This is a genomic window from Amycolatopsis ruanii, assembly GCF_003385175.1.
Taxonomy (GTDB): domain Bacteria; phylum Actinomycetota; class Actinomycetes; order Mycobacteriales; family Pseudonocardiaceae; genus Amycolatopsis_E; species Amycolatopsis_E thermalba.
In genome coordinates this window covers 179,548-187,378 of record NZ_PQHY01000004.1, presented here as the reverse complement: position 1 = coordinate 187,378, position 7,831 = coordinate 179,548, and the positions used below count along the sequence as shown (strand labels likewise).

The following is a 7,831-nucleotide window of genomic DNA, read 5'->3' as shown; positions in this document are numbered from 1 at the left end:
ACCCCCGACGGCCACACCACGCCCGCCCGGCCCCGGCCGCACCTTGCGATTGCCTTACGTTCCGGGGAACGCGGGCGCGCGTGGTGTGGCCGTCGGGGGTGCTGGTGATCGGCGGGGTGGCCGGGGGCGTGATGGCGGCGCTCGCATGCACCCGGGCCAGTGGTGACACGCGACAGCGTAGTCGGGGCGGTGAGCGAAGGAGCGTTGTCTCGATCCGAGCCGGGAACCCTGACCAGGGCAACGATTGCACCCGCCAACCTTGGCCGGGGTGGAACGATCGGCGATCGGGTAGAACTGAGATGTGCCCGCTCGCCGCCCGCCACGCACCGCACCCACCACCGGCCGCGCCACCCGCACCGCCGGGGCGAAACCGGCGCCCGGCGACGTCGACGCCCTGACCGACGCCTTCCTCACGGCATCGCGTCTGCTGGTCGCGGTGTCGGCGCGGTCGATCAGCGCGGTCGACGAGTCGATCACGGTGGCCCAGTTCCGGGTGCTGGTCGTGCTCGACAGCCGGGGACCGGCGAAGCTGACGACACTGGCCGGCCACCTCGCCGTCAACCCGTCGACCGCCTCCCGCATGGTGGACCGGCTGGTCGCCGCCGGCCTCGTCGACCGCGAGACCAGCCCCACGTCCCGCCGCGAACTGGTCGTCGGCCTGACCGGTGACGACGCCGCGGTCGTGCGATCGGTGACCCGGCGGCGGCGCGCGGAGATCACCCGGATCGTGACCAGGATGCCGGTCACCTCTCGCCGCGGCCTCGTGCGGGCGCTCCGCGCCTTCACCGAAGCAGGAGGCGAACCGCCGGTCGACGGGGGTGCGGACGTCCCGTGGCTGTGACCGGGGGACGTCAGCGCGCGGAGCCGCCGCCGGCGAAGGCGGCCTCGATGTCGTCTCCGGTGAGCCGGCGGGGGCCGACGTAGTAGATGGTCGATCCGGCGGGAACCTCGGCGTCCCAGGGCGGGTTGACGACGAGCCGCTCGCCGGTCCGGATGGCGAGCAGCGTGGACCGGTGCTGCCGGCTCAGCGTCGTCTGGCACCGCTCGACGGGCACCGCCGCCGGGAGCACCGCGGAATAGGTGTTGGCGCCGCCGTGGGTCATCAGCTCGGCGTACACCTCCGCTATCCCGGGGGAGGTCAGTTCCTCGGTGACCATCCGCGGGGTGTGCCACTGCACGCACCGGAAGCCGGGATCGACGTAGTGGATGAGATCCGCCCGTGCCATGTCCCGCAGGGTGATCACGACGTGCGCGTCCGGGGCGAGGTGATCCACCGTGACGGCGATCGCGAGGGCCTCGTTGTCGTCCCGGGCGTCGATGAGGACCGCACGAGCACGCTGCACCACGGCGCGCCGCAGGACCTGCTCGCCGGTGAGGTCACCCCGCACGAAGTCGATGTCCTGTTCGGGCATCGGATGGGTGGTGACCTCGTCCCAGGCGCACAGGACGATCCGGCCGGCTCCGTCCGCGACCAGTTCCCGGACCAGCCGCTCGGTGCGCCCGGCGGTGTAGCCGAGCAGCACCACGTGGTCGGCCGCGGTCACGGTGGCAACTCCCTGCATCCGCCGTCCTTTCGCCTCTTCCAGCACCGCGGCGAGCTTGGTGAACACGGTGGTCAACGTGACGATGCCGCCGATCACGACGTAAGCGCCGACGACGTGTCCGGCTCCCGAGACCGGGTAGAAGTCGCCGTAGCCGACCGTGGCCGCGGTGACGACGAAGTACCACCAGTAGTTGGCCGGTCGGACGAGGTCGCTGCCGGCCGGCTCGGCCAGCGCCATGAGCGGCCAGCTGGTGACGAACACGAACACGATGACCAGGACCGGCGTGAGCCAGCTGCGGAGGAACACCAGGCGGGCGATCAACCGGGTGAGAAAGATCGGCACAACGGGGCTCCTGCACGGCATCGTGGACCGGTGGAGTGTAGCCCGGCCACGGCGCCGCGCACCGTGGTGGACGGTGTCGGCGGTGCTCCAGCGCCGTCTCCAGCTGACGGCGTGAACTCCGGGACGAGCGCCGGCCGGGCAGTCGCGGGCGCAGCTCAGCTGAGTTCGGCGAACTGCTCGGTCTGGCGCGTCGTGCCGGCGACGATGAGGGTGTCGCCCGGAAGGACGACGGTGTCCTGGGTGGCGTAGGTGAAGTCCTGCCCGGGCCGTTTGATGCACACGACGGTGACCCCGTACTTGGCGCGGATCCCGCTCGCGCCCAGCGGCTTGCCGACGGCGAACGCGGGTGCGCGGGTCTTGACCATGGCGAAGTCGTCCTCGAACTCGATGTAGTCCAGCATCCGCCCGGTGACCAGGTGCGCGACCCGTTCGCCCATGTCGTGTTCGGGCAGCACGACGTGGTGCACCCCGACCCGCTCCAGGATCCTGCCGTGTTCCCGGCTCGTCGCCTTGCCCCAGATGTCGTCGATGCCGAGGTCGACCAGCAGGGACGCGGTGAGGATGCTGGCTTCCAGCTCGGTGCCGATGGCGACCACCGCGCGGGAGAACTCGGGCACGCCGAGCTGGCGCATGGCCTCGATGTCGGTGGAGTCGGCGCTGACCACCTGGGTGAGCTGGCCGGACAGGCTCTGCACGATGCGGGGACTGCGGTCGATGCCGAGCACCTCGACGTCGCGCTTGGCCAGTTCCAGGGCCAGCGACGCGCCGAACCGGCCCAGGCCGATGACCACCACACCCGCTTCTCGCTTGTCAGCCAACGATCGGTCGCTCCTCGGGAAGTTCGTAGCGGCGTGCCCGGGCCCGCAGCGCCAGGGCGGCACCGAGGGTGAGCGGGCCGAGCCGCCCGATGAACATCAGCACCGTCAGCATGACATGCCCGGCGGCGGGCAGGTCGGCGGTGATGCCGGTGGACAGGCCGACGGTCGCGAACGCCGAGACCACCTCGAAGGCCACCTGGTCCAGTGTGAACGGGGTGATCGTGAGCAGGAACCAGATGCCCGCGATCACCACCCCCACCCCGAGCAGCGCGATGGTCAGCGCCTGGCGCTGGACGTCGTCGGGCAGCCGCCGCCGCAGCACGTTGACCCTGGGCTCGCCGCGCAGCTCGGCCCAGATCACCACGGCCAGGAGCGCGAAGGTGGTCACCTTGATGCCGCCGTCGGTGCCGGCGCTGCCCCCGCCGACGAACATCAGCAGGTCCATCGACAACCAGCTCTCCGGGTGCATCCCGGCGACGTCCACGCTGTTGAACCCGGCCGTGCGCGGCATGACCGCCTGGAAGAACCCCGCGAGCAGGCGCCCCGGCACCGGCAGCGCGCCGAGCGTGGCCTGGTTCGACCACTCGACCGCGGTGAGGACGATCGTGCCGAGCCCCAGCAGCGCCCCGCTCACCCCGAGGGTGATCTTGGTGTGCAGGGACCAGCGCCGCGGGTGGCGCCACTGCCGCCGCAGCTCCCACAGCACGGGGAAACCGAGGCCCCCCGCGATCACCGCGACCGCGATCGGCAGGCAGATCCACGGGTCGGTGGCGAACCGCACCAGGTTGTCCGGCCACAACGCGAACCCGGCGTTGTTGAACGCCGAGACCGCGTGGAACACCCCCAGGTAGGCGGCCCGGCCCCAGGACTCGCCGTACCCGGTGGCGAACCGGATGGTCAGCACCACCGCGGTGGCGGCCTCGACGAGCAGGCTGGTGCGCACGACCCCGAGCCCCGCTCGGCGCGCCGCGCCCGGCCCGGCGCTCTTGGTCTCGGTCTGCGCGTAGAGCCGGGTGCGCAGCCGCATCCGGCCGCTGATCAGCAGCCCGAACAGCGATGCCAGCGTCATCACCCCGAAGCCGCCCAGCTGGATCAGCCCGAGGATCACCAGTTCCCCGAACGCCGACCAGTGGCCCGCGGTGTCCACCACGACCAGCCCGGTGACGCACAGCGCCGATGCCGCGGTGAACAGCGCGGACACCACCGGGGTGTGCTCGCCGGACTCGGTGGCCGCCGGCAGCGCCAGCAGGACCGCGCCGGCCACGAGTGCCGACCCGAAGGCCGCCACCACGACCCGGGCCGGATGCGCGAACTGGGCGAACACCCGCCGCCACCCCGCACGCACCGATTTCAGGGACGCCACGGGGGCTCAGCCTACGGACCGGCCGGAGGAAACCGGCGCGGTCACCGGGTGTGTCACGTCACTGCACACACCGGCGCGACCGGTTTGCTTCGGGCCCGGCTTTGCGGCATCTTTACGGGCGGCGCGCCGGGAAGTCTGGTCGGCACACCCGCCCCACGCAACGGGGCGGGTTCGTTGTCGACGGCGGGAGATTCGGTGGCGCTGGTATTCGCCTTCGGTGTGGTGCTCGGAGATCGGACGCCCCACGGCGAAGGTGCCCGTTTCGTCGTAGTCTGCGGATATGCGCTGCACCGACATCGCCGAGGACTTCCCGGTCGTGGACCTGGACTCCGATGCGCTGGAAGCGGCCCGTCTGCTGGCCCGCAACCGGCTGCCCGGCCTCGTGGTGACCGACGCGAACGGCGCGCCCACGGCGATCCTGCCCGCCTCCCAGGTGGTGCGGTTCCTGGTGCCGGGCTACGTGCAGGACGATCCGTCGCTGGCCGGGGTGCTGTCGGAGTCGATGGCCGACCACGTCGCGGACAAGTTGTCCGGCAAGACCGTGCGCTCGTTGCTGCCGGAGGACCGTCCGGAGCTGGCGGTGGTCAGCTTCGACGACACGATCGTGGAGGTCGCCGCGGTGATGGCCCGCCTGCGCTGCCCGCTCGCGGCGGTGCTCCGGGACGGCCGGCTGGTCGGGGTGATCACCGCGTCGCGGTTGCTGGAGCTGGCGCTGCGCTGAGGGGGCCGGCATGACCACCGCGATCGCGATCGCGGTGTTCGTGGTCGCCTACCTGCTCATCGCCACCGAGCGGATCCCGAAGATGGTCGCCGCCCTGGCGGGCGCCGGGGTGGTGCTCGCCGCCGGGGTCGTCGGCTCGGACGAGGCGTTCTACTCCCACGACACGGGCATCGACTGGGACGTCGTCTTCCTGCTGTTCGGGATGATGGTCATCGTCGGGATCCTGCGCCGCACCGGGGTGTTCGAGTACGTCGCGATCTGGGCGGCGAAACGCGCCAAGGGCTCGCCGCTGCGGGTGATGATCCTGCTGGTGCTGATCACCGCGGTCGCCTCGGCGTTCCTGGACAACGTCACCACCGTGCTGCTGATCGCCCCGGTGACGCTGCTGGTCTGCGACCGGCTCGGGGTGAACCCGGTGCCGTTCCTCATCGCCGAGGTGATGGCCTCCAACATCGGCGGCGCGGCGACCCTGATCGGCGATCCGCCCAACATCATCATCGGCAGCCGCGCCGGCCTGACGTTCAACGACTTCCTGGTGAACATGGCGCCGATCGTGGTGATCGAGCTGATCGTGTTCACCCTGATCCTGCCGTGGCTGTTCCGCGGCTCGTTCGACGCCGACCCGGACCGGGTGGCCGACGTGATGGCCCTCAACGAACGTGAAGCCATCCACGATCCCGCGTTGCTGATCAAGTGCGGCGTCGTGCTCGCCGCGGTGTTCACCGCCTTCGTCGGGCACTCGATCTTCCACCTGGAACCGTCGGTGGTCGCGCTGCTCGGCGCCGGCGTGCTCGTGCTGATCTCGAAAACGAGGCCCAAGGACTACCTGGCCGGTGTCGAATGGGAGACGCTGCTGTTCTTCGCGGGCCTGTTCATCATGGTCGGCGCCCTCATCCACACCGGCGTCATCGGCACCCTCGCGGGCTGGGCCGCCGACGCCACCGGCGGGAACGCGCTGGTTGCGGTCATGCTGATCCTCGGGGTCTCGGCGGTGCTATCCGGGGTCATCGACAACATCCCCTACGTGGCGACCATGAGCCCCCTGGTCGCCGACCTGTCGGCGGGCATCGCCGACCCCGTGCAGGCCGAGGCGCTGTGGTGGTCGCTGGCGCTGGGCGCCGACTTCGGCGGCAACCTCACCGCGGTCGGCGCCAGCGCCAACGTGGTCGTGCTGGGCATCGCCAAGCGGGCCGGCACGCCGATCTCGTTCTGGGAGTTCACCAAGAAGGGCATCGTCGTCACCGCCATCACGATCCTGCTCGCCGCGCCCTACCTGTGGCTGCGGTACTTCCTCCTCGCCTGAGCTACCATGCCGGAAACGACGGTCACAACGATGTGGAACCGAGACATGGCAGAACTGCTGTTCACCCTCGCGATCATCGCGGCGTTCCTGCTCGCGGCGGCGGCCCTGCGCGCCGCCGCCCACCGCCAGCAGCGCCACTAGGTGTCCCGGCCATCGGGTTGGGCCTGGGCGCGGGCACGAGCCGTCGGATGTGGACGGTGGGCCCCCCGGGTGCACCTGTCCAGCCGTCCCGGGTCAGGCGCCCACCACGGTGACCACTCCGGACACCACGATCAGCCCGACGACCGCCCGCTCGAACAGCTTCCGCGGCACCCTGCCGACGAGCCGTCCGCCGATCGCGTTGCCCACCGCCCCCGCGGCGAGCAGCACCAGCAGCTGCGGCCACAGACCCTCGGCGCTGACCTGCCCGGCCGCGGCCAGCAGCAGCAGCGACAACGCGTTGGTGACCACGAAGTAGCCGGCCAGATCGGCCACGAACGTCCGCGGCGGCACCTTCGCCGCGGCGAGCAGGACGGCCGGCGGCGCGCCGTTGAGGGAGGTGGTGGTGGACAGGTAGCCGCCGAGCAGCCCGGCGACCGCCTGCCTGCGTGGGGTCGCCTCGTGCACCCGGTCCGCGGGGCGCAGCAGGAGCCGCAGCCCGGACAGGATCACCACGGCCCCGGCCAGGATGCGCAACCCGTGCGGCGGCAGCCAGTGCAGCGTCAGCGCCCCGGCGGACGCGCTGGGCAGGCTCGCCGCCCCCAGCACCGCCACCCGCCGCCACACCACGTGCCGCCGTTCGCGGTGCAGCACGGCGAACCGGGTGGTCATCGTGACGATCAGGTTGATCAGCACCACCTGCGGCAGCGGCAACCCGGTCAGCAGCAGCAACGGCGTGCCCACCAGGGACGCGCCGAACCCGGTCAGCCCGCCGATCAGGCCCGCGAAGGCGACGGCCAGCGCGGCGAGCACCAGCGTCACGCGACCACCGCCTGGGCCACCAGGCCGAGCGACACCACGGCGAGAATGCCGAGCACGATCTGCCGCACGTCCCCGGCCGCCCGACGATAGGCCCACCCACCGAGGGCGACCCCGGTGAGCGCGATCGGCAGGAACAGCGCGGTCTGCGCGAGCACGGCCCAGCCGAGCAGACCGCCCGCGCCCGCCGCGGCGACGGTCAGCAGATCGGCGGCGAGGAAGAACACCACCAGGCTGGCCCGGCTGACGGCGATCGGCAGCGGCGAGGCCAGGTACATCAGGACCACCGGCGGCCCGCCCAGCCCGCACGCCCCGTTGAGCAGGCCGAACAGGACACCCGCGCCACCGGTGCGGGCCGGCCCGCCGAGCGGCCGCGTGCGGCGGGTGACGGCGAGCGCGAGCGCCGAGACGCCCACCACCAGCCCCACCGCGAGCCGCGTCGCGTGCACCGGCAGCGCGGCCAGCGCCCAGATGCCGGCGGGCAACCCGGCCAGCGTCCCGGCGAGCAGCCACCGCAGCGACGGCCGGTGCGCGTCCGGCCACACGCGCGGCGCGAGAGCCGCACTGGAGGCGACCTCCAGCAGCAGCGTGCTGGGCACCACGGCCGACGGCGGCAGCACCAGGCAGAGACAGCCCACCCACACCGTGGACGCGCCGAAGCCGGCATAGCCGCGGATCACCCCGCCCAGCACCAGCGCGCCGACGGCGACCGCGCTCGCCGCCACCGGCAGCTGCCAGAAGGTGGGCGCGGTCATCGGACCTCCAGGGCACGGGAACGCCCAT

8 protein-coding genes are annotated in these 7,831 nt (G+C 72.1%); 3 read left to right on the top strand and 5 right to left on the bottom strand.

Annotated elements, in window-relative coordinates; all coding sequences use genetic code 11:
- Positions 1-301 precede the first annotated feature (301 nt).
- Positions 302-841, top strand: coding sequence for a MarR family winged helix-turn-helix transcriptional regulator (locus tag D0D28_RS03815; RefSeq protein WP_116109733.1), 540 nt, complete (start codon positions 302-304; stop codon positions 839-841).
- A 10-nt stretch (positions 842-851) separates the two neighbouring features.
- Here the strand turns inward: D0D28_RS03815 and D0D28_RS03810 are convergent, their stop codons facing one another.
- The 3 genes from D0D28_RS03810 to D0D28_RS03800 all read right to left on the bottom strand — a co-directional run bounded on the left by D0D28_RS03810 (position 852) and on the right by D0D28_RS03800 (position 4,067).
- Positions 852-1,886, bottom strand: coding sequence for an NAD-binding protein (locus D0D28_RS03810; RefSeq protein ID WP_094002645.1), 1,035 nt, complete (start codon positions 1,884-1,886; stop codon positions 852-854).
- A gap of 155 nt (positions 1,887-2,041) precedes the next feature.
- Positions 2,042-2,704, bottom strand: a complete 663-nt coding sequence (locus D0D28_RS03805) for a potassium channel family protein (protein ID WP_233156978.1) — start codon at positions 2,702-2,704, stop codon at positions 2,042-2,044.
- Complete coding sequence (locus D0D28_RS03800) at positions 2,697-4,067, bottom strand: TrkH family potassium uptake protein (RefSeq protein WP_240323081.1); 1,371 nt, start codon at positions 4,065-4,067, stop codon at positions 2,697-2,699. The genes D0D28_RS03805 and D0D28_RS03800 overlap by 8 nt, the downstream gene beginning before the upstream one ends.
- A 280-nt stretch (positions 4,068-4,347) precedes the next feature.
- On the opposite strand from D0D28_RS03800, the gene D0D28_RS03795 reads away from it, so the two are divergent.
- Positions 4,348-4,788: a CBS domain-containing protein gene (locus D0D28_RS03795; RefSeq protein ID WP_094002661.1), complete on the top strand. Its 441-nt coding sequence runs from the start codon at positions 4,348-4,350 to the stop codon at positions 4,786-4,788.
- A gap of 10 nt (positions 4,789-4,798) precedes the next feature.
- Complete coding sequence (locus D0D28_RS03790; protein WP_094002662.1) at positions 4,799-6,091, top strand: SLC13 family permease; 1,293 nt, start codon at positions 4,799-4,801, stop codon at positions 6,089-6,091.
- A gap of 234 nt (positions 6,092-6,325) precedes the next feature.
- On the opposite strand, the gene D0D28_RS03785 is transcribed toward D0D28_RS03790, so the two are convergent.
- Both D0D28_RS03785 and D0D28_RS03780 read right to left on the bottom strand, forming a co-directional pair.
- Positions 6,326-7,051 carry a sulfite exporter TauE/SafE family protein gene (locus tag D0D28_RS03785; protein WP_240323080.1) on the bottom strand — a complete coding sequence of 242 codons (726 nt, stop codon included), beginning with the start codon at positions 7,049-7,051 and terminating at the stop codon, positions 6,326-6,328.
- Positions 7,048-7,803: a sulfite exporter TauE/SafE family protein gene (locus D0D28_RS03780; RefSeq protein WP_116109732.1), complete on the bottom strand. Its 756-nt coding sequence runs from the start codon at positions 7,801-7,803 to the stop codon at positions 7,048-7,050. Before D0D28_RS03780 ends, D0D28_RS03785 begins: the two co-directional genes overlap by 4 nt.
- Positions 7,804-7,831 lie beyond the last annotated feature (28 nt).

What these genes read in the sequence shown, in the direction of transcription:
- D0D28_RS03795 (WP_094002661.1), top strand. Translation starts at nt 4,348, where the DNA reads ATGCGCTGCACCGACATCGCCGAGGACTTCCCGGTCGTGGACCTGGAC.
- D0D28_RS03790 (WP_094002662.1), top strand. Translation starts at nt 4,799, where the DNA reads ATGACCACCGCGATCGCGATCGCGGTGTTCGTGGTCGCCTACCTGCTC.
- D0D28_RS03780 (WP_116109732.1), bottom strand. Translation starts at nt 7,803, where the DNA reads ATGACCGCGCCCACCTTCTGGCAGCTGCCGGTGGCGGCGAGCGCGGTC.